The sequence below is a fragment of the Pseudorhodoplanes sinuspersici genome (assembly GCF_002119765.1).
GTDB classification, from domain to species: domain Bacteria; phylum Pseudomonadota; class Alphaproteobacteria; order Rhizobiales; family Xanthobacteraceae; genus Pseudorhodoplanes; species Pseudorhodoplanes sinuspersici.
Genome location: NZ_CP021112.1, coordinates 38,519 through 57,567, shown reverse-complemented (window position 1 = coordinate 57,567; position 19,049 = coordinate 38,519). Strand labels below are relative to the sequence as shown.

Here is a 19,049-nt window from a genome sequence, read left to right as displayed (position 1 = left end):
GATCCGGCGATCTGCATCCGGCGCGGCCGACGCTGCGCCGGATGTGTTCGTGTGGGAAGAGGAATGGAAACGCTCATTACCGGCATCCTGCTCGGCGGCACCTATGCACTCATTGCGCTGGGGCTGACGCTGCAATACGGCGTCGCGCGCATCATGAACCTCGCCACCGGTGAGACGCTGGTCGCGGCCTGTTTCATCGCTTTCTGGCTGTTTGCGTCGTATCAGGTCAGCCCGCTCTGGGGCCTGTTCCTGATCGCGCCTGCTGCGTTCGTTATCAATTGGGCGATCTACACCTGGCTGCTGCGCCCACTGGTCGATCGCGCCAAGACTGCCGGCATGCTGGAGGTGGATTCGATCCTCGCCACCTTCGGGCTGTTATTCCTGTTTCAGGGATTGATGCTGCGCAGCTTCGGCGGCGCCTACACGTCCTACACATTTCTCGCCGAGCGCTTTGAAATCTTTGGCGGTTATTACGGCCTGAACCGCGTCGTCGCCTTCGTCGCGGCCTGTCTGATCGCAGGGGCGCTTTATCTCTTTCTCTACAGGACGCGATATGGCACCGCCGTGCGTGCGGTCGCTGTCAATCCGAACTCCGCCAACCTGGTCGGCATCGATGTCGCCAGCGCGGCGGCGCTGGCTTTTGCGCTCGGCGGCGCGCTGACCGCATGCGGCGGCACGCTGCTCTCGACCTATTACACCTTCAATGCATCGATGGGCGTGGTCTTCACCATGAAGGCACTCATCATCGTCATCATGGGCGGTGTCGGTGACGTGCGCGGCGCGGTGCTGGCGGCACTCATTCTCGGTATTGCCGAGACCGCCGTAGCGCGTCTGGTCGATCCCGGTCTGACGCTGGCCGCAACCTATGCTTTGTTCACGCTCGTGCTGCTGTTCCGGCCGCAAGGCATTTTCGGCAGGCAGCAGACATGACCCGTCTCTCATCCGAGGAAATCCGGATCGCACTGATCGGTGCGGTCGCTGTTGCGGCCGCAGCGACGTTGCCGTTTTTCGATCAGGGCTATTACCTGTCGCTGGCGCTGAACATCGTCCTCTATGCCGCGCTCTGCACGGCCTGGACGCTGTTCTCCGGCCCGACACATTATATCTCGCTGGCGACGGCAGCGTTTTTCGGGCTTGGCACTTACGCCGTCGCACTCGGTCTCGACTATGTGCCGTATCCATTTCTGGTGATCGCCGCCGCAGTTGCCGCCGCGATTCTGGCCGGTCTCGTCGGTGCTGCGACGCTGCGCATTTCCGGCGTCTATTTCGTCATTTTCACGCTCGGTCTTGCAGAACTCGTCCGGCAGGTTGTGTCCTGGCTGCAGATCAAGCTGACCAACCGGATGGGGCTTTATGTCTTCACCGATTTCACCGAGCAGCATATCTACTGGATGCTGCTAGCGCTGACCGTGGTCGTGTTCGTCACCGGCTGGCTGATCAACCGGTCGCGGCTCGGATTTGCGATGCGGATCATCGGCAATGACGAAACCGTCGCCCGCCACGTTGGCATCAACACCGCACAATCCAAGATCATCCTGTTCATGATTTCCGGCGCCTTCATCGGCATGGCCGGTGCTATCCTGGCGCCACGCTATGCCTATGTCGAGCCGCCATCGGCCTTCAATCCAATGATCTCGTTCCTCGTCGTCATCATGGCGCTGCTGGGCGGTACACGCCGGCTATGGGGACCGCTGGTCGGCGTCATCCCGTTCACGATCGTGATGGACTTCGTTTCGGTGCGGTTCCCGAATGACACCTCCATCGTCATCGGTCTTGCGTTCCTCCTGATTGTTTATCTTCTGCCCGATGGTGTGACCGGGCGGCTCGAGCAATTGCGCGCTCGGCTGCAGCGAAAAAGATCCGAAGTCGAGCCGGAACCCGCGGCGTTGAAGGAGCCGGCATGACCGCGCTCGCTCTTCGCGTTTCCGGTGCGCGCAAGGCCTTTGGCGGCCTTGTGGCGGTGAATGACGTGAGCTTCGATGTCCGCGACGGCGAGCTGTTCGCGCTGATCGGCCCGAACGGCTCCGGTAAGACGACGATGCTGAACCTCATCTCCGGCGCGTTGAAGCCCGATGCGGGTGACATCGATCTCGGCGGCGCAAAAATCTCCGGTCTTGCCGCGCATGAGATTGCGCGGCTTGGCGTCGCTCGCACGTTCCAGCTCGTGCGCGTGCTGCCGTCGATGGACGCCGAGCATAATGTGATCGCCGGCGCGGTATTTGGCCGTCGCCGCGTCTGGGGTGCCGAGGCCCACGCGCTTGCGCGCGAGTTGCTGGCGCTGGTCGGCCTGCGTGGTCGCGAGCATGTGCCGGTCGCGGCGATGACCTATATCGACCAGAAGCGGGTGGAACTGGCCCGAGCGCTCGCCTCCGATCCGCGTGTCCTGCTGCTGGATGAGTGGTTGGCGGGGCTCAATCCAAGCGAACTGAATATCGGCATTTCGCTGATCGAGACGCTCAACCGCCAAGGCCGGACCATCATCATGGTCGAGCATGTCATGGACGCCATCCGTTCGCTGTGCGGACGCTGCGTGGTGATGAGTTCGGGCCGCAAGATCAAGGAGGGCGGCGTCTCCGACGTTCTTTCCGATCCGGAGGTCGTGCAGGCCTATCTCGGGGACGACGAGGATGCTTGAGGTCCTAAATCTCAGCGTTCGTTACGGTCGTCACCAGGCGCTCTCGGGCGTTTCTACGAGCATTACGAAGGGCGAAGTCTGCGTCATCCTCGGCGCCAATGGCGCCGGAAAATCGAGCCTTCTCAAGGCCATCGCCGGTATGGTGAAGGTCGAGCCCGGCTCCGAAATCCGCATGAATGGCGACCGCATCACCGGCATGAAGGCGCATCGCATCGTCGAAAAGGGCATCGCGCTGGTGCCGGAGGGGCGCGGCATTTTCGGTGAACTGACGGTCGCCGAAAACCTGCAACTCGGCGCCTTTCCCGGCCGCGCCCGCAGCGGCGAAAGCGAGACGCTCACACGCATTTACACGCTGTTTCCACGCCTCGCCGAACGCAAATCGCAAATCGCGCGCACGATGTCGGGCGGCGAACAGCAGATGGTTGCCATTGGTCGGGCTTTGATGTCCCAGCCGGATATTCTGATGCTGGACGAGCCCTCGCTCGGCCTGTCGCCAGTACTGACAAAGGAATTATTTCGTTCGCTCAAATCGATCGCGGCCACCGGCGTTGGCATTCTGCTGGTCGAACAGAATGCCCGGCAGAGCCTGAAGATTGCCGATCGCGGCTACCTGATCGAAGTCGGATGTATCACCGGCGAGGGCAGTGCCGAGAGTCTGATGAGCGATCCCGCCGTCATCAATGCTTATCTCGGCGGCGGTGTGGTGCGTCCGGCTGTCTCATCCATTCGCCTGCCGGCGCCGTTCGTCCTGCCGCTCGATGTTGCTGCGATGGGCCCGCTGATCGCAGGCCTTGCCGCGCGGGCCGGTGCGATCCAGTCCACCTTCGTCGCAGCATCGCGGCAGCAGAAAACGGTGCCAAGTGCCTTTGTCGGGCGTTATGATCCTGTACGCCAGGGCGATCTCTGGGATGTGCTTGGTAAGGGTTTGCAGTCGCCGCCTGCAGCGCCAGCGGCCGTGTCCGTGGATGCAAGGCGCATCAGTGACCGCGGATCGGAACTGGCGCGCGCGGCCGGCCAGCGCATGGCGGAGCATGTGAAGCGCCAGCGCCGCATCAGTCCCGTTCCAAGCGCTTTTGTGCGTAACGGTGCCGATCTGATGCAGGATAACCTGCATGGCGTGCTGGGCCACAACAGTGCCGGCAGCGATGCTGAATCCGGTCAGGATCGCGCGGTGACGGCGATCGATATTCCAGCGCTTGTGTCGCGCGCAGCAACGATCATGTCCGAACATATCGCGTCGCGCCGCGGAACTTTGACGGTGGTGAAGCTCAGTGAGCAGCCGCCGGCTGATATCAAGACGACGGACAGCGAATAACTCCGTCTCTGCACACGAGACGACGATGAATAAGGAGACTGACATGGCACGTGTATTCGATGGGCAATATGCCGGAGGCCGCGTCTCCGCGCGCCGGATGTTCAAGGACCTCAATCCCGCCGACGGCTCGATCTGGGCCGAGGTGCCCGATTGCAGTAGAGCCGAAGCTGCCGCCGCGATCGAAGCGGCGCATGCCGCTTTCCCGGAATGGTCGTCGTTGCCGTTCACAAAGCGCGCGCATTATCTGACCAAGGCTGCCGAGATCTTCGAGAAGCGGAAGATGGAGATCGTCGAGGCGCTGCAGGCTGAAGGTGGCGGCTGGTTCGGCAAGGGCATGTTTGAGACCGGCTACACAACCGAAGTCTTTCATGCGGCTGCGGCTTCGACCTGGCAGCCGATCGGTGAGGTGCTGCCGTCGGAATATGGGAAGATCTCCACCGCTGTGCGCCGACCGATGGGTGTCGTCTCGGTCATCAGCCCGTGGAATTTTCCCTGCATCCTGTCGTCGCGCGGTTTCGCGTTTCCGCTGGCCGCTGGCAACACCATTGTGCTCAAGCCATCGGAAGAGACGCCCTATTGCGGCGGACTGGTCTTCGCCGAGATCTTCGAGGAAGCCGGTGTTCCCAAAGGCGTCTTCAATGTCGTCACCTGTTCGCGCGATCACGTGCAGGAGGTCGGCGATGAACTGATCGAGCATCCTTATGTGAAAGGCATTTCCTTCACCGGCTCGACGGCGGTCGGCCGGCAGATCGCCGCCAAGGCCGGCGCACACTTGAAGAAATGCTGTGTCGAACTCGGCGGCAAGGATTCGCTGATCGTCTGCGACGATGCCGACATGGAGCGCGCTGCGCATGCGGCCAATTTCGGCTCTTTCATGCATCAGGGCCAGATCTGCATGTCGGTCGAAAAGGTGCTCGTGCATGAGAAGATCTTCGATGAATTCCTGAAGAAGTTCGCCGAGCGCGCCAAGAAACTCAAGGTTGGTGATCCGACCAAGAGCAAGGAACACATCATCGGTCCGCTCATCAATGACAAGCAGATCGGCAAGGTACGCGAGCAACTTGAGGATGCGATCGCCAAGGGCGCCAAGGTTGTGGTGGGCGGTAAGATCGAAGGCCGCTTCGTCGAACCGACGATTCTCACCGGCGTCACGCCGGACATGAAGCTCTATCAGGACGAGACCTTCGGTCCGGTGGTGCCCGTCATTCCGTTCCGGACGGATGATGAAGCCGTGCAGATCGCCAACGACACGGAATATGGCCTTTCGGCCGGCGTCATGACGCGCGATGAGGCGCGGGGGCTTGCCATCGTCAACCGGCTCGACACAGGCAATTGCCACATCAATTGCTCGTCGGTGAATGACGAGCCGCATGTGCCGTTCGGGGGCTTCAAGGCCTCAGGCGTTGGCAAGCATGGCGGACGCTGGTCGCTGGAGACCTTCACCGAGACACGCTGGATCACGCTCGATCGCGGCGGCCGGCCGTTCCCGCCGATGTTCTGAGGCGGCCGCAAATAACATCATATTGAGAGTGGTTGACGCCGGCCGCCGCGCCCGCACCTGAACTTTTCCGCTGCCGATGCTACAAACGGGACGGTTGACCGCACCGGCAGCCGGCATGTGGGGCGTTGGGAATGGGGTTTTACGTCATTGGCGGGCTGGTCCTCGCCCTCGCGATCTATCTCGTCTGGATTTTCAATCGTCTGGTCCGTGAGCGCAATCTTGTGCGCGAAGGCTGGAGCGGTATCGACGTCCAGTTGCGCCGGCGCACCGATCTTGTGCCCAATCTGGTCGAGACGGTGAAGGCCTATGCCGCGCATGAGCGCAAGCTGTTCGAGGATATTACCAAGATCCGGTCCGACAGCATTGCCGCTGCAAACATCAAGACCCAGGAGAATGCAGAGCGCGAACTGCAAGGCGCGCTTTCGCGCCTGATCGCTCTGAAAGAAGCCTATCCCGATCTCAAGGCCGATCGGACTTTCCTGAAGCTGCAGGAGCAACTCGCCGAAATCGAGGACAATCTGCAGATGGCTCGGCGCTACTACAACGGCAGCGTGCGAAATCTGAACATCATGATCCAGTCCTTTCCCAATGTGCTGATCGCGCGGCCGCTCGGCTTCAAGGAGGCCGACTTCTTCCAGATCGAGGCCGGCGAGGGCGCAACGCCCCAAGTCACTTTTGATCGGGCTGCGTCATGATGATGCTCATTCGCGCAACGCTTGCGGCCTTGCTGCTGGCTATTTCGTTGCATTCCGCGCAGGCGGACGAGCGGATACTGCATTTCGTCAGCGATGTGAAAGTCGAGAGGAATGGCGAACTAATCGTCACGGAAACCATCCGATTGCGGGCGGAAGGGCGGGAGATTCGCCGCGGAATCTTGCGTGATTTCCCGACGGTTTACACCGTGCGCGATGGCCGCCGCGTCGAGGTCGGTTTCAATGTGGAGTCGGTGACTCGTGGCGGCGCTGAGGAAGATTACAAGCTGGAGCGGCTGAGCAATGGTGTGCGCATTCGCATCGGCCGTGCAGACCGCACCGTGACGCCGGGCCAGGTCACTTACGTGATCCGTTATCGCACCACACGGCAGATCGGCTTCTTCCAGAATTTCGACGAGCTTTACTGGAACGCCACGGGGACGGGCTGGACCTTTCCGATCGATGTCGCCGAAGCGCGGATTACCCTGCCGGAACCGGTCAACTTCACGCAGAGCGCATTCTATACAGGCCCGCAGGGCGCGACCGGCAAGGATGCGGCCATCATCGAGCAGCGGCCCGGCGTTATCGTCTTTCGCACCACGCGACCGTTGCCGCCACGCAGCGGCCTTACGGTTGCTGCCGCCTGGCCAAAGGGCGTCGTGGCACCGCCGAGCCAGACGCAGCTTGCGCGCTATTGGCTGCGCGATAATTTGCCGGTGTTCATCGGTGGCGCCGGCCTCCTGCTGTTGCTCGGCTATTATCTTTATGCTTGGCTGAAAGTCGGACGCGATCCGCGTGGCGGCACGATCATTCCGCTATTCGCGCCGCCGAAGGACATGTCGGCACCGGCAGTCCGCTATGTCGCGAATATGGAATTCGACGATCGCACCTTTAGCGCCGGCATTCTCGATCTCGCCGTGCGTGGTGGCGCCAAGCTTGTCGATGTCGGCAAGGACATGCAGCTCAAGTACGTTGGTGCAGGCACCGGCGTGTCGCGTCCCGTTGCCGCGATGTCGGATGAACTCTTCAAGTCAGGCGCGACATTGTCGCTGAACAACACCAATCACAAGAAGATCGGCGGCGCAAAGGAGAAGCTGCGGAGGGAATTGTCCACTCTCTATATTGGCAAGCTGTTCAGCAACAATTACCGCTGGACTGGCATTGGCATCATGCTCTGGCTGCTGCTGGCCGCTGCGGTCGCGATCTCGATCTTTCTGACTTACGGCAGCGAACTTGGCGGAGCGATGCTGTTCGGCACTGCGTTCGCAGGTCCCGCCTTGATCATCATGACCTTCTTCGTGCTCGGTCTCATCTTCGGGCGAACGGGGTTTCTGACGTTTCTGTTCGGCTTCCTGTTCACGGGAGCATTCGCGGTTGCCGGCATCGCGGTTATTCTCGGTGCGGCATATGAGGCCACGCACTCCCTCTTCAGCGCTTACAGCCTTGCGATGTTGTTGCCGGCTCTGGTGGCTCCGGTCATTGCTATCGCATTCGTTTTGCTGAAAGCGCGGACCGTGGCGGGCCGCAAGGTCATGGATGAGATCGAAGGCTTCAAGCAATATCTCGGTGTCGCCGAGGAAGACCGGCTCAATTATTTGCACCCGCCGGAAAAGACGCCGGAGCTGTTCGAGCGCTATCTGCCTTACGCGGTCGCGCTCGATGTCGAGAACCGCTGGGCGGAGCGCTTTGCCGGCGTGCTGGCCACAGCCGCCGCTGCGGGCGCGACGACCGCGGCGTGGTATTCGGGCAATCGCGACATCGCGTCAAACCCGGGCGCTTTTGCTGATCGTATCGGCAGCTCATTGTCGAGCACGGTGGCCTCAGCCTCGACTGCGCCCGGCTCCAGCGGCGGCGGCTCGTCAGGATCGAGCGGCGGCGGCTCGTCCGGCGGTGGCGGTGGTGGCGGCGGTGGCTCGGGCTGGTGAGCGGTTACTTGCGAGAAGGCAGCAGGCTGACCTTGCGGTTCTTCATCATGCGCAGCAGTGACTCGCGCAACTGGTCGTATTCCTTGGCGCTGAAACCCTTCGTCGCCGCGCGATATTCTTTAACAGCAAGCGGTAGCATCTTGTTGTAGATGCCGCGTCCTTTCGCCGTGATGTGCAGATGCACGACGCGCGAATCCGTCGCGCCATTTTGCCGTTCGATATAGCCGCGGCGCGTAAGATTGGCGACGAGACGGCTGACGCTCGGTTGCGGGATGACGGTGGCTTCCGCAAGCTCGGTGAGGTTTGCCCCTTCATGCGCGGCCAGCACCGCTAGCACGCGCCAGTCCTGGAACGTGAAGCCGCGCTCGCGCAGCGCTTCCGCGAGGTTCTGATTCATCCGCGCGATCAGGCGGTTCATCAGATACGGCAGAAGGTCGTCGAGGTGCGGCTTAGCCTTGCTGCTCATTTTTTTGTGTGGTTGCTTCATGGACTAGTTCAGCAAGCTTGGAAGCCAGGTGGCCAGCTGTGGGAACATGATGATGGCGGCGAGTACGAAAAGACCAAACAGAACGTAAGGCGTCGCCGCCATATAGACTTGGTTCATGGTGATCGTTTTCGGCGCGACACCTTTCATCGTGTAAAGCAGCAGCCCGAAAGGCGGCGTCAGCAGGCCGAGCTGCATGCAGATCAGGAAGATGATGCCGAACCAGATTGGATCGATCCCCAGCTTGATCACCAGCGGCATGAAGAAGGGCAGGGTGATCAGCATCATCGACACCTGATCGACGAAACAGCCGAGGAACAGCAGGATCAAAATCATCCCGATAAGCACCGTCATCGTCGACAGCCCTTGCCCGGTGATGAGGCCGATAATGCCGTTGACCACGCCGGAGAAGCTCAGCACCTGCGAGAAGGTGGTGGCGCCAACGATGATGAACAGGATGGTGCCGGAAATCGCCACCGTGCCGAGCAGCGACTTCATCAGATTGTCGATCGTCAGGCCGCGATAGGCGATAGCAGCGATGATCGTGCCGGTCGCGCCGAGGGCTGCGGCTTCCGTCGGTGTCGCCCAGCCGGCCGACATGGCGCCGACGACGAGGCCGAAGATCGAAAGAAGCGGCAGCACGTAAATAAGGAACGGCCCCCAGCGCTCCCAGGCGCTCGGCGTGGCCTCGAGCGTTTCCGCCGGAGCCAGTTCGGGATTCATCAAGGCTCGCAGGATGATATAGCCGATGAATAATCCGCTCAGCATCAGGCCCGGCACAATGCCGCCGATCAGGAGCCCTGAGATCGAAATGCCGGCGAGGCTGCCGAGCAGCACCGTCAGTGCCGAGGGCGGGATCAGCATGTCGACGCCGCCGATCCCCATGATCGGACCCATCGCCATCTTCGGATGATAGCCGCGCGCCAGCATGGTCGGCAGCATCAGGCTGCCAAGCAGGGCCGTGGTGGCAATCGTCGAGCCGGAAATCGCGGAGAACACCGTGCCGGCAACGATTGCGATCACCGACAATCGGCCGGGCACGCGGCGGATCAGCAGCGCGAAAGCGTCGATCGCCTTCATCGCCACGCCGCTCTGAAACAGCACCTCGCCCATCAGCACGAAGAAGGGAATCGGCGTCAGCGCGAAGGACGTGACCGACTGCACCGCGTTGCGGTTAAACTGGATCAGTCCGGATTCACCGCCCAGGAAAATCCAGGCGCCGACGAGATTGATCGCCAGAAAGGCGATGGCGACCGGCAGGCCAAGCGCCATGATGAAGCACAGGCCGCCGAACAGGATGATGGTTGCTTCGATCCAGTTCATGCGTCACGCGACCGAAGTCGCCTCCGCGCGTCGATCTCGGCTTTGCAACAGGCGGTGGAAACGAAACACGAATTCGATCGCCAGAAGTACGAAGGATATCGGCAAGGGCGCCAGCATCCACCACTCCGGGAAGATGAGATTCTTGATCGTGAGCGAGCCGTTGCGAAAAGCCTCGAAGGTCATCAGCCAGGCATAACGGATCATCACCAGGCAGACGATGAAGCCGATGATGTCGGCGGCCGCTTCCATCAGCCAGGCCACACGCCTGGGCACGGCGGTGAGAATGAGATCGAGCCGGACATGCTGGCCGCGCCGCAACAGCCACGGCGCGGTGAGCAGCGTGATCAGATACAGCGCATATTCGGAGACTTCATTGGCCCAGACGAAGCCTTTGACAATCACATTGCGCAGGATGATGTCGCCGGTGACGATGATCACCATCGCCAGCAACAGCAGCGCGGCGGCACCGGCCAGCGCATCCAGAAGGCGCCCGTAGATATCGGATAATCGTTGCACGTCCCGCTTCGTTCTTGTTGCGGGACGCCGGATACGATCCGGCGCCCCTATCGTCAGATGCCTATCGTCAGATCAATTCCCCGCCAATGCGCGAAGCTTTTTGCCGCTCTCCGGCGACTTGGCGATCACCGAGTCCCAGGCCACGTCATAGGCCTTTTTCAGGAAGGCATCGGACGCCTCCTTGGTGAACTCGATCTGCTGGATGCCGGCCTTGGCCTGCCGCTCGCGCTCGGCCTTCACCAGTCCTTCGCTTTCGCTTGCATCGAGGCCCTCAAGCCACAAGGCTGCGTCGCTCAGCACCTTGCGCTGTGCGTCGTTCAGCCCCTTCCAGGCATCCTGATTGACCAGCACATTGACCTCGACGCTGTAAAAGGGTGGCTCCATGCGGAACTTGGTCACCTTGTCCCAGCCGAGATCGAACACACCAAGAATCGGCCAGCCATAACCGTCGGCCACGCCACGCTCCAGCGCGGTGTAAACCTCACCCGGCGCGGTCGTTACCGGTGTGCCGCCGAGCGCCTGCACGATGTCGCGATAGACCGGCGTCACGCGGATCTTCAGGCCGGAAAAGTCGGGCTTGTCGATCTTCTTGTTCAGATAGATGTGGAACGGCACCGATACGAACTGGCGTGCCAGATAATAGGAATTGAGCTTCTGGTTGTGCAGTTCATTGATATAAGCCCAGGTCCCGTTCTTGCGCTGCTCGGCCGTCGGCTTGTTGATCAGCTTGAATGCGTCAGCTTCGGGCATCAGGTTGGTGTAGAAGGCGCCGGTCACGTTGGCGATATCGACCACTTTCGAGCGCACGGCATTGCCGACCTCGAAGGGCGGGATCGCGCGCGGCCCGCCGATATAGTTAATCTGGATGACGCCCTTGCCATCCTTGTTCACCTTGTCGATGAAGCGTTCGAAATTCTTGGAAAATTGGGTGCCTTCCGCAAATGACGTAACAGCGCGCAGGGTGACTTCCTGCGCGCTGGCGGCCGTCATCGTGCCGGCGAGTACGAATGCGGAAACAAGAGATACGAGTTTGCGATCCATCATCAAAACCTCCCAGGATGGCTCTTGAATTATATTCTTTCGAATATATTCCCGGCTCGTCCTGGGAAGTCAAATTGCAAGATTCGGCAGTGACCGCAGGACCCCTTCAAATTCAAGGCCTGCGGCCATCGTGAGGCATTACTCGCCGTTCAGCGCCCGCAGCTTTTTGCCGAATTCCGGGCTGCGAGCGATCACCGCGTCCCAGGCGAGGGCATTCGCCTTTTTCAGGAATTCCTGAGAGACGGCCGGCCCCAGATCGATCGTTTGCACGCCGGCCTTGGCCTGGCGTTCGCGCTCGGCCTTGACCAACTCGGCATTTTCGGTGGCGTCCAGCGCTTCCAGCCAGGCTGCGGCCTCGGTCAGCACCTTGCGCTGCGCGTCGTTCAGGCCTTTCCAGGTGTCCTGATTGACCAATAGGCCGACATCGACGCTGTAGAAGCCGGGGTCCATGCGGAACTTGGTCACCTTTTCCCAGCCGAGATCGAAGATGCCAAGGATCGGCCAGCCATAGCCGTCGACCACGCCGCGCTCGAGTGCGGTGTAGACCTCGCCCGGAGGTGTGGTGATCGGCGTGCCGCCGAGGTTCTGGACAAAATCGCGATAAACCGGCGTGACGCGGACTTTCAGCCCGGAGAAGTCCAGCTTGTCGATCTTCTTGTTGAGATAGATGTGATAGGGCACCGACACGAACAGACGGGCGAGGTAATGGGAGTTGAGCTTCTGACGGTGAATGTCGCTCAGCAAGTCCCAGGTTCCGTTCTTGCGCTGCTCCGCCACCGGCTTGTTGATCAGCTTGATGGCGTCGGCTTCCGGCATCAGGTTGGTGTAAAAGGCCGCCGCGACATTGGCGATATCCACCACTTTCGAGCGGACGGCGTTGCCGACCTCGAACGGCGGCATGGCGCGCGGTCCGCCGATATAATTGATCTGGATGACGCCCTTGCCGTCCTTGTTGACCTTCTCGATGAAGCGCTCGAAAGGCACGGAAATCTGACTTCCCTCGTTGAAGGAGGACACCGCCCGCAAGGTGACTTCCTGCGCCGACGCCAATGATGCGCTGCACAAAATAACAGCGGACAATGCCAAAATTGAATTCACACGCATGCCGTGATCCTGTTTGCCAGTGCGGTTTCGAATTATATTCTTTTGAATATAATTTCCCCGCGGTATCATGGGTTAAATCCCTTCCGGGGGTAATGCAACATTCCGGCCAATCTGGAGAGCGCGATGGCTGAGCGGTCATTCAAGGAAGAAGTCAAACAGCTCAAGCTCGGGGCCGGCGAGGAGTTCAAGGGCGAAGCCATCCTCGCGGTGACCAAGGCGCTGTTGCAGTCGGGCGTGTCGTATGTGTCCGGTTATCAGGGCGCGCCGATCTCGCATCTGATCGACGTGCTCAATGACGCCAACGAGATGCTGCAGGAGCTCGGCGTCCGGTTCGAATCGAGCGCCAATGAAGCGGCCGCTGCGGCGTCGCTGGCCGTCTCGGTGAATTACCCGCTGCGCGGCGCCTGCACCTTCAAGGCGCCGGTCGGCACCAATGTCGCATCCGACGCGCTGGCCAATCTGTCGTCCGGTGGTGTGAAGGGCGGCGCGCTGATCATCGTCGGCGAGGATTACGGCGAAGGCTCCTCGATCATGCAGGAGCGCAGCCACGCTTTTGCGATGAAGTCGCAGATGTGGCTGCTCGATCCTCGGCCGAATGTGCAGACCATCGTCGATATGGTCGAGAAGGGCTTCCAGCTTTCGGAGGTCAGCAACACGGCGGTGATGCTGCAGCTTCGCATCCGCGCCTGCCATGTCTATGGCAGCTTCATCGCCAAGGATAACAAGCGGTCGGAATTCTCCCGTCTCGATGCGCTGCAGAATCCGGTACGTGACGTCTCGCGTTACGCGCTGCCGCCCTTCACCTATCAGCACGAGCACGAGAAAATCGAACAGCGCTGGCCGGCGGCGGTGAAGTTCATCAAGGACAACAAGATCAACGAATTTTTCGATGGCGAAGCCAAGGACATCGGCATCGTCATGCAGGGCGGCATGTATAACGGCGTGCTGCGCGCCATGGAGATCATGGGTCTTGCCGATGTCTACGGCAACAGTCGCATTCCGCTGTATGTCCTGAATGCCACCTATCCCTTGGTCGACGACGAATTCGTGGAATTCTGCGCCGGCAAGAAAGCGATCATGGTGGTCGAGGAAGGCCAGCCGGAATTCATCGAGCAGGCCATCAACACCATGCTGCGCCGCAGGGACATCCAGACCAGGATTGAAGGCAAGTCGGTTCTGCCGATGGCCGGCGAATATACCGGCTCTGTGCTGAAGGCCGGTTTGCAGAAATTCTGCATCGCCCATCGGCCTGATCTTCTTGCGCCGGATGAGCCGCCGCAGACCAACAAGAGCCTGCCGGCGGCGCTGGAAACGCTCGGCACCAATGTGCAGGGCCGGCCGCCGTCCTTCTGCACCGGCTGTCCGGAGCGTCCGATCTTCTCGGCGATGAAACTTGTTCAGCGCGAGGTCGGGCCCTTGCATGTGAGTGCCGATATCGGCTGTCATACCTTCGCGTCTTTGCAGCCGTTCAATATCGGCCAGACGACGATGGGGTACGGCCTTGGCGGCGCCGGCGCCTCGCCATTGTCGGGGCAGGGCGGCAAGCGCCCGGTCGCGGTGGTCGGCGATGGCGGCTTCTGGCACAACGGCCTCGTTTCGAGTGTCGGCCACCAGGTGTTCAACAAGACCGACGGCGTGATGCTGATCGTCGATAACGGCTATGCGGCAGCGACCGGCGGTCAGGATATCCTGTCGTCCGCGGCTAATGTCGAGACGCGCTCGACGCAGCATCCGATCGAGAAAGCCGTGCGCGGTGTCGGCGTCGAATGGGTCAAGCACATCACCCGCACCTATGACGTCGCCAAGATGCGCGACACCTTGCGGGAGGCGCTGACGACCGATGTGAAGGGGCCGAAGGTCATCATCGCCTCCTCGGAATGCATGCTGAACAAGCAGCGCCGGGTGAAGCCGCTGCTGCGTGCTGCGGTGAAGCGTGGTGAGCGCGTGGTGCGCGAGCGGTTCGGCGTCGATCCGGACACCTGCACGGGCGATCATTCCTGCATCCGGCTGTCGGGCTGTCCGTCGCTGACGATCGCGCCCAATCCTGATCCGCTGCGCCGTGACCCGGTGACCAAGGTGATCAATTCCTGCGTCGGTTGCGGCAATTGCGGTGAGGTCGCGCATGCCGCGATCCTGTGTCCGTCCTTCTTCCGCGCCTCGATCATCGACAATCCGACCCGCTGGGACTTTTTCAAGCAGCGTATCCGCGATGCGGTGATCGGCTTCTTCCAGCGCCGGCTTGAGCGCAAGATGGTGAGCGCATGAACACGCCTCTCGTCGATACGCGCGGCGCATCGCGCATCCGGCCGATCAGCATCGCCATTCTCGCCATGGGCGGTGAGGGCGGTGGCGTGCTGGCCGACTGGATCATCGATCTCGCCGAGCATGGCGGCTATCTGGCGCAGAAAACCTCGGTGCCCGGCGTCGCGCAGCGCACCGGCGCCACGGTCTATTATGTCGAATTATTTCCAAAAGCCGCCGCCCGCGAGCAGAAGCCCGTATTGGCGCTGATGCCAGTGCCGGGCGATGTCGATATCGTGCTGGCCTCCGAATTCATGGAGGCCGGTCGCGCCATTTCGCGCGGCCTCGTCACGCCGGATCGCACGACACTCATCACCTCGACGCATCGCGTCTACACGATGCAGGAGCGGATCGCGCTCGCGGACGATCGCACCGACAGCAATGCGTTCCTGAAGGCGAGCGAGGAAGCGTCGAAACGTCTGCATGCTTTTGACATGTTGAGCATTGCGGACGCGACCGGAAGCTTGGTCAGCGCGGTGCTGTTTGGTGCGCTCGCAGGCTCTGGCGCGCTGCCGTTCCAGCGCATGGCGTTCGAGGCGACGATTCGCCGTGGCGGCGTTGGCGTCGAGCCGAGCGTACGCGCTTTCAATGCCGGTTTCGAAGCCGCGGCCTCCGGCAACACGCCGCAGGTGAAAGCCGTGTTGCCGTTCGATCCGCAGGCGCGCGATGCGTCGGTGCAGTCGCTGGTCGCGCCGATCGACGACCAATTATCGATCGTGTCGCGTCCGATCGTCAGCGCCGGTGTCGTGCGCCTGACCGATTATCAGAACGAAGACTATGCCAAGCTTTACTTGAAACGGCTCGAGCCGGTGCTGGCGATCGAGAAGTCGCGTCCTGGCAAGTCGGACGAGCTTCTGACTGAAGTCGCGCGTCAACTTGCGTTGGCGATGGCCTATGAAGACACGATCCGCGTTGCCGAATTGAAGATCCGCGCCTCACGCTTCGAGCGCGTGCGCGAAGAAGCGGTGGTCAAGAAAGGCCAGTTGCTCGAGATCGTCGAGTTCATGCACCCGCGGACGCAGGAAATCGCCGAGACCATGCCGGCCGGCCTTGGCCGCTGGCTGTTGCGGACCAAATGGGCGCGCGCATTGGTCGACAGCATGACGACGAAGGGCCGCAAGGTGAAGACCTCGTCGATCCACGGCTTCATGCTCCTCTACATCGTCGCCAGCCTGAAGCCGATCCGTCCGCGTTCGCTGCGCTGGATCGACGAGACCAAGCGGCAGGAAGAATGGCTCGCCAAGGTGCTCGAGATCGCGCCGCAGGATTATCCGCTGGCGGTCGAGATCGCGCATTGCATCGGCCTCGTCAAAGGCTATGGCGATACGCATGAGCGCGGCCGCGAAAAATACGACACGCTGATGGCACTGCTGCCGAAGCTGCGCGAGCGTGGCGATGCTGCGCGGGAATTGGCCGGGTTGCGCAAGGCGGGGATGGTGGATGAATCCGGCGACGCCTTGAAGAAGGCTGTGGCGGCAATTCAATAACTCGCAACTCACGCTCTTATCCCTCCCCACCGCTTTGCCGGGGGGAGGGAAAGAAAGCGTCGCAATCGACGAAGAATTAATTCTTCAAGCTGAAATTCACAGGCACCGTAAAGCTCGTCTCCTGGCCAGACGGCGGAGCCGGGAAGGGCGAGGCGCGCCGCACCATCTCCTGCGTCTCGGCATCGAGGCTTGCCACGCCGGACGATTGCGCAAGTTGCGCGAAGATGAAGTTGCCATGCCCATCGATCGAGAAGGTGATGGTGGCGACGCCGGTGCTGCCGGTGGCGCTCGCTTCCGGCGGGAAGCGCTTATGCCGTGCGAGATGTGCCGCCACGAGACCGAGATAATTGCTGTCGATACTGGAGCGGCCTTGGCCGATGCCGCTGGAGGCGGTTGAAGCGGGTGCGGTTATGGCCGCTGGTTTCTTCGGCTGCGTCTTCTGCGGGCGCGGCTTTTCCGCTCGCTTGCTGCGCTTCACGGCCTCCGCTTCGATCGTAGGCTGCGGTATCTCAGGCGCCTTTTCTGTCACTTCCGGCTCGGGCGGCGTCGGCTCGGATGCCGGCTCGGACTCTGCGGCTTCACTCTCGCTTGGTGCAGAGGCGAGGCCTGCGGCGGTCTGTGCGCCCAGCACGATCTCGACCGAAATGGCTTCGAGGCCAACGCTGGCTTGCGGTTTGGTGTGTCCCATGAAGGCCAGGACCACCGCCGAATGCAGCATCAGAACAGTGCCGGTCAGCGCCGACCAGTAGAGCGTTCTGCGAAGGCGCGACGTCTCTGGCGCCGGCCGTGCGCCATCGCCCGGAAAGACGTGCAACCCCGCAGGATCCACCATGCGCCTGCGTTGCAACAGAAGGACGACATTGCTGTCGTCCGCACGCTGCGCGGCTGCGCTCTGCGCCGCATCAAAACGGCGGAAATGCTGCGCCTTCTGCTGGTTCAGATAGGGATTGAGACCAATTGTCATCACGCCACGCTCGTGGCGCCCACCGTAGGGGTATTGTCATCCGTCAAGCAAGCGTTGTATCGCGTCGACGTGAACATTAGAAACGGTTCAAATAGCAGGATAACAAGGCTGTTTCGGCGGCTGCAAAACCCGCTGCGCCAAACGCTCTCTTATCGGCATGACAAGGCCGATCCTCCCGTGGCCGATGCCGTGAGCGGCTTTGGGGTGAGACGTTGCTCCCTCCGCTTCAATGTTGCAGGTAGTGAAGGCTGGTCGGCAGGCTGGCTGGGGAGGGGCCGGACGTCGATGACATTCAAGTATCTTCTGCGCGTCTTTTTGCTCGCGACATGCTTCTGTATGGCCTCCACCGCATCTCAGGCAGCCGAAGCTCTCGACGGCGCGCGGATGAGCCTCATCTGGGCCATTCCCTTCGCCGGCATTCTGCTGTCGATTGCCACTGGCCCGCTATTCTATCCGCATCTCTGGGAGCACCATTACGGAAAGTTCGCCGCGTTCTGGTCGGCCTGCATCATTATTCCCCTCTTATTGTCGGCCGGATTCGCCAGCGCGAGCCATGCGCTGCTGCACACCATCCTGCTGGAATATGTGCCGTTCATCCTGTTGTTGTTCGCGCTTTATACGATTGCCGGCGGCATCTATCTCGAAGGCAATCTGCGCGGTACGCCGGCTGCGAACACCCTCCTTCTTGCGATCGGTGCATTATTCGCCAGCTTCGTCGGCACCACCGGCGCTTCGATGATCATGATCCGGCCGCTGCTGCGTGCGAATGACGATCGCGTCTTCCGTGTGCATACGGTGGTGTTCTTTATCTTCCTGGTCTCCAATATCGGCGGTGCATTGACGCCGCTGGGTGATCCGCCGCTGTTTGTCGGCTTCCTGAAAGGCGTCGATTTCTTCTGGACGGCGAAGAGCCTTTGGCTTGAGACGTTGTTCGTCGCGCTGATCGTGCTCACTGCCTTCTTCGTGCTGGACATGGTCCTGCACAAGCGCGAGGACCGCTTGCATCATCCGCTCGATCCGACGCCGGATTCGCCGCTCAGTCTGCACGGCATGATCAATTTCGCCCTTCTCGGCGTCGTGATCGGCGCAATCCTGATGAGCGCTTACTGGAAACCGGGTATTTCGTTCTCGCTGGCGGGTGTCGAGGTCCAACTGCAGAATGTCGTGCGCGATGCGATCTTCGTCGTTGCGGCCATGGCATCGCTGGTTCTGACCAAGACGTCGTTCCGGATCGCCAATGGATTTTCGTGGGGACCCATTCTGGAAGTTGCACTGCTGTTTGCGTGCATCTTCATCTGCATCGTACCGGTGATTGCGATGCTGAACGCCGGCTCGCAAGGGGCGTTCGCATCGCTGGTCGCATTGGTCACGCAGCCCGATGGATTGCCGGATAATGTCGCCTATTTCTGGCTGACCGGGATGCTGTCGTCATTTCTCGATAACGCGCCGACGTATCTCGTGTTCTTCGAACTGGCCGGCGGCGATCCGAAAATGCTCATGACGGGTTTGGCCCCGACACTGGCGGCGATCTCGATCGGCGCGGTCTTCATGGGCGCGAATACCTATATCGGCAATGCACCGAACTTCATGGTCTACGCGATTGCCCGCGGTGCCGGTGTGAAAATGCCGTCCTTCTTCGGCTATATGATCTGGTCAGGGGCGATCCTGGTCCCGTCTTTCCTGTTGGTGACGTTGATATTTTTCCGCTGACCGGCCCTTCGGAGGCCACTTTTCCACCTTTGCGAAAAAGGCGGAACAATA

15 protein-coding genes and 1 pseudogene are annotated in these 19,049 nt (G+C 61.0%); 10 read left to right on the top strand and 6 right to left on the bottom strand.

Going from position 1 to position 19,049, the window contains the following annotated elements:
* Positions 1-63: 63 nt before the first annotated feature.
* From CAK95_RS00285 to CAK95_RS00255, 7 genes and pseudogenes are all read left to right on the top strand, one after another.
* Entirely contained in the window at positions 64-930 is an 867-nt protein-coding gene (locus CAK95_RS00285) for a branched-chain amino acid ABC transporter permease (protein ID WP_086086003.1), read from the top strand.
* Entirely contained in the window at positions 927-1,904 is a 978-nt protein-coding gene (locus CAK95_RS00280; protein ID WP_086086002.1) for a branched-chain amino acid ABC transporter permease, read from the top strand. The genes CAK95_RS00285 and CAK95_RS00280 overlap by 4 nt, the downstream gene beginning before the upstream one ends.
* The gene (locus CAK95_RS00275) at positions 1,901-2,635 is read left to right on the top strand and encodes an ABC transporter ATP-binding protein (protein WP_086086001.1); all 735 of its coding nucleotides are present in this window, start codon (positions 1,901-1,903) and stop codon (positions 2,633-2,635) included. Before CAK95_RS00280 ends, CAK95_RS00275 begins: the two co-directional genes overlap by 4 nt.
* Positions 2,628-3,332, top strand: a pseudogene (locus tag CAK95_RS29745) (ABC transporter ATP-binding protein); the annotation flags it as partial. The gene CAK95_RS00275 and the pseudogene CAK95_RS29745, both read left to right, overlap by 8 nt.
* 661 nt (positions 3,333-3,993) lie before the next feature.
* The gene (locus CAK95_RS00265; RefSeq protein ID WP_198343782.1) at positions 3,994-5,451 is read left to right on the top strand and encodes an aldehyde dehydrogenase family protein; all 1,458 of its coding nucleotides are present in this window, start codon (positions 3,994-3,996) and stop codon (positions 5,449-5,451) included.
* A 131-nt stretch (positions 5,452-5,582) separates the two neighbouring features.
* Complete coding sequence (locus CAK95_RS00260; protein WP_086085999.1) at positions 5,583-6,146, top strand: LemA family protein; 564 nt, start codon at positions 5,583-5,585, stop codon at positions 6,144-6,146.
* Entirely contained in the window at positions 6,143-8,068 is a 1,926-nt protein-coding gene (locus CAK95_RS00255; RefSeq protein WP_086085998.1) for a DUF2207 domain-containing protein, read from the top strand. The genes CAK95_RS00260 and CAK95_RS00255 overlap by 4 nt, the downstream gene beginning before the upstream one ends.
* 4 nt (positions 8,069-8,072) lie before the next feature.
* On the opposite strand, the gene CAK95_RS00250 is transcribed toward CAK95_RS00255, so the two are convergent.
* The 5 genes from CAK95_RS00250 to dctP (CAK95_RS00230) form a co-directional block, all read right to left on the bottom strand.
* Positions 8,073-8,534 (bottom strand): MarR family winged helix-turn-helix transcriptional regulator, encoded by a 462-nt coding sequence (locus CAK95_RS00250; protein ID WP_157699475.1) that lies wholly within the window; start codon positions 8,532-8,534, stop codon positions 8,073-8,075.
* 24 nt (positions 8,535-8,558) lie between these two features.
* Positions 8,559-9,875, bottom strand: a complete 1,317-nt coding sequence (locus CAK95_RS00245; protein WP_086085996.1) for a TRAP transporter large permease — start codon at positions 9,873-9,875, stop codon at positions 8,559-8,561.
* A 3-nt stretch (positions 9,876-9,878) separates the two neighbouring features.
* Positions 9,879-10,391 carry a TRAP transporter small permease gene (locus CAK95_RS00240; RefSeq protein WP_198343781.1) on the bottom strand — a complete coding sequence of 171 codons (513 nt, stop codon included), beginning with the start codon at positions 10,389-10,391 and terminating at the stop codon, positions 9,879-9,881.
* A gap of 72 nt (positions 10,392-10,463) precedes the next feature.
* Positions 10,464-11,435, bottom strand: a complete 972-nt coding sequence (gene dctP / locus CAK95_RS00235) for a TRAP transporter substrate-binding protein DctP (RefSeq protein ID WP_086085995.1) — start codon at positions 11,433-11,435, stop codon at positions 10,464-10,466.
* A 135-nt stretch (positions 11,436-11,570) separates the two neighbouring features.
* The gene (gene dctP, locus CAK95_RS00230) at positions 11,571-12,536 is read right to left on the bottom strand and encodes a TRAP transporter substrate-binding protein DctP (RefSeq protein WP_086085994.1); all 966 of its coding nucleotides are present in this window, start codon (positions 12,534-12,536) and stop codon (positions 11,571-11,573) included.
* Positions 12,537-12,659: 123 nt separating this feature from the next.
* Between dctP (CAK95_RS00230) and CAK95_RS00225 the strand changes: the two genes are divergently transcribed.
* Complete coding sequence (locus CAK95_RS00225) at positions 12,660-14,801, top strand: thiamine pyrophosphate-dependent enzyme (RefSeq protein WP_086085993.1); 2,142 nt, start codon at positions 12,660-12,662, stop codon at positions 14,799-14,801.
* Positions 14,798-16,324, top strand: coding sequence for an indolepyruvate oxidoreductase subunit beta family protein (locus tag CAK95_RS00220; RefSeq protein ID WP_086085992.1), 1,527 nt, complete (start codon positions 14,798-14,800; stop codon positions 16,322-16,324). Before CAK95_RS00225 ends, CAK95_RS00220 begins: the two co-directional genes overlap by 4 nt.
* A 76-nt stretch (positions 16,325-16,400) precedes the next feature.
* Here CAK95_RS00220 and CAK95_RS00215 read toward each other — a convergent pair whose 3' ends face one another.
* On the bottom strand, positions 16,401-17,288 hold the full coding sequence (locus CAK95_RS00215; RefSeq protein WP_086085991.1) for an energy transducer TonB: 888 nt from the start codon (positions 17,286-17,288) through the stop codon (positions 16,401-16,403).
* 285 nt (positions 17,289-17,573) lie between these two features.
* On the opposite strand from CAK95_RS00215, the gene CAK95_RS00210 reads away from it, so the two are divergent.
* On the top strand, positions 17,574-18,998 hold the full coding sequence (locus tag CAK95_RS00210; protein WP_183044331.1) for a sodium:proton antiporter: 1,425 nt from the start codon (positions 17,574-17,576) through the stop codon (positions 18,996-18,998).
* The last annotated feature ends 51 nt before the right edge of the window (positions 18,999-19,049 follow it).

Coding starts and splice junctions, on each gene's coding strand:
- CAK95_RS00220 (WP_086085992.1), top strand. CDS start 14,798: ATGAACACGCCTCTCGTCGATACGCGCGGCGCATCGCGCATCCGGCCG.
- CAK95_RS00210 (WP_183044331.1), top strand. CDS start 17,574: ATGACATTCAAGTATCTTCTGCGCGTCTTTTTGCTCGCGACATGCTTC.
- CAK95_RS00225 (WP_086085993.1), top strand. CDS start 12,660: ATGGCTGAGCGGTCATTCAAGGAAGAAGTCAAACAGCTCAAGCTCGGG.
- CAK95_RS00265 (WP_198343782.1), top strand. CDS start 3,994: ATGGCACGTGTATTCGATGGGCAATATGCCGGAGGCCGCGTCTCCGCG.
- CAK95_RS00250 (WP_157699475.1), bottom strand. CDS start 8,534: ATGAGCAGCAAGGCTAAGCCGCACCTCGACGACCTTCTGCCGTATCTG.
- CAK95_RS00255 (WP_086085998.1), top strand. CDS start 6,143: ATGATGATGCTCATTCGCGCAACGCTTGCGGCCTTGCTGCTGGCTATT.
- dctP (WP_086085995.1), bottom strand. CDS start 11,435: ATGATGGATCGCAAACTCGTATCTCTTGTTTCCGCATTCGTACTCGCC.
- CAK95_RS00285 (WP_086086003.1), top strand. CDS start 64: ATGGAAACGCTCATTACCGGCATCCTGCTCGGCGGCACCTATGCACTC.
- dctP (WP_086085994.1), bottom strand. CDS start 12,536: ATGCGTGTGAATTCAATTTTGGCATTGTCCGCTGTTATTTTGTGCAGC.
- CAK95_RS00215 (WP_086085991.1), bottom strand. CDS start 17,288: ATGACAATTGGTCTCAATCCCTATCTGAACCAGCAGAAGGCGCAGCAT.
- CAK95_RS00280 (WP_086086002.1), top strand. CDS start 927: ATGACCCGTCTCTCATCCGAGGAAATCCGGATCGCACTGATCGGTGCG.
- CAK95_RS00260 (WP_086085999.1), top strand. CDS start 5,583: ATGGGGTTTTACGTCATTGGCGGGCTGGTCCTCGCCCTCGCGATCTAT.
- CAK95_RS00275 (WP_086086001.1), top strand. CDS start 1,901: ATGACCGCGCTCGCTCTTCGCGTTTCCGGTGCGCGCAAGGCCTTTGGC.
- CAK95_RS00245 (WP_086085996.1), bottom strand. CDS start 9,875: ATGAACTGGATCGAAGCAACCATCATCCTGTTCGGCGGCCTGTGCTTC.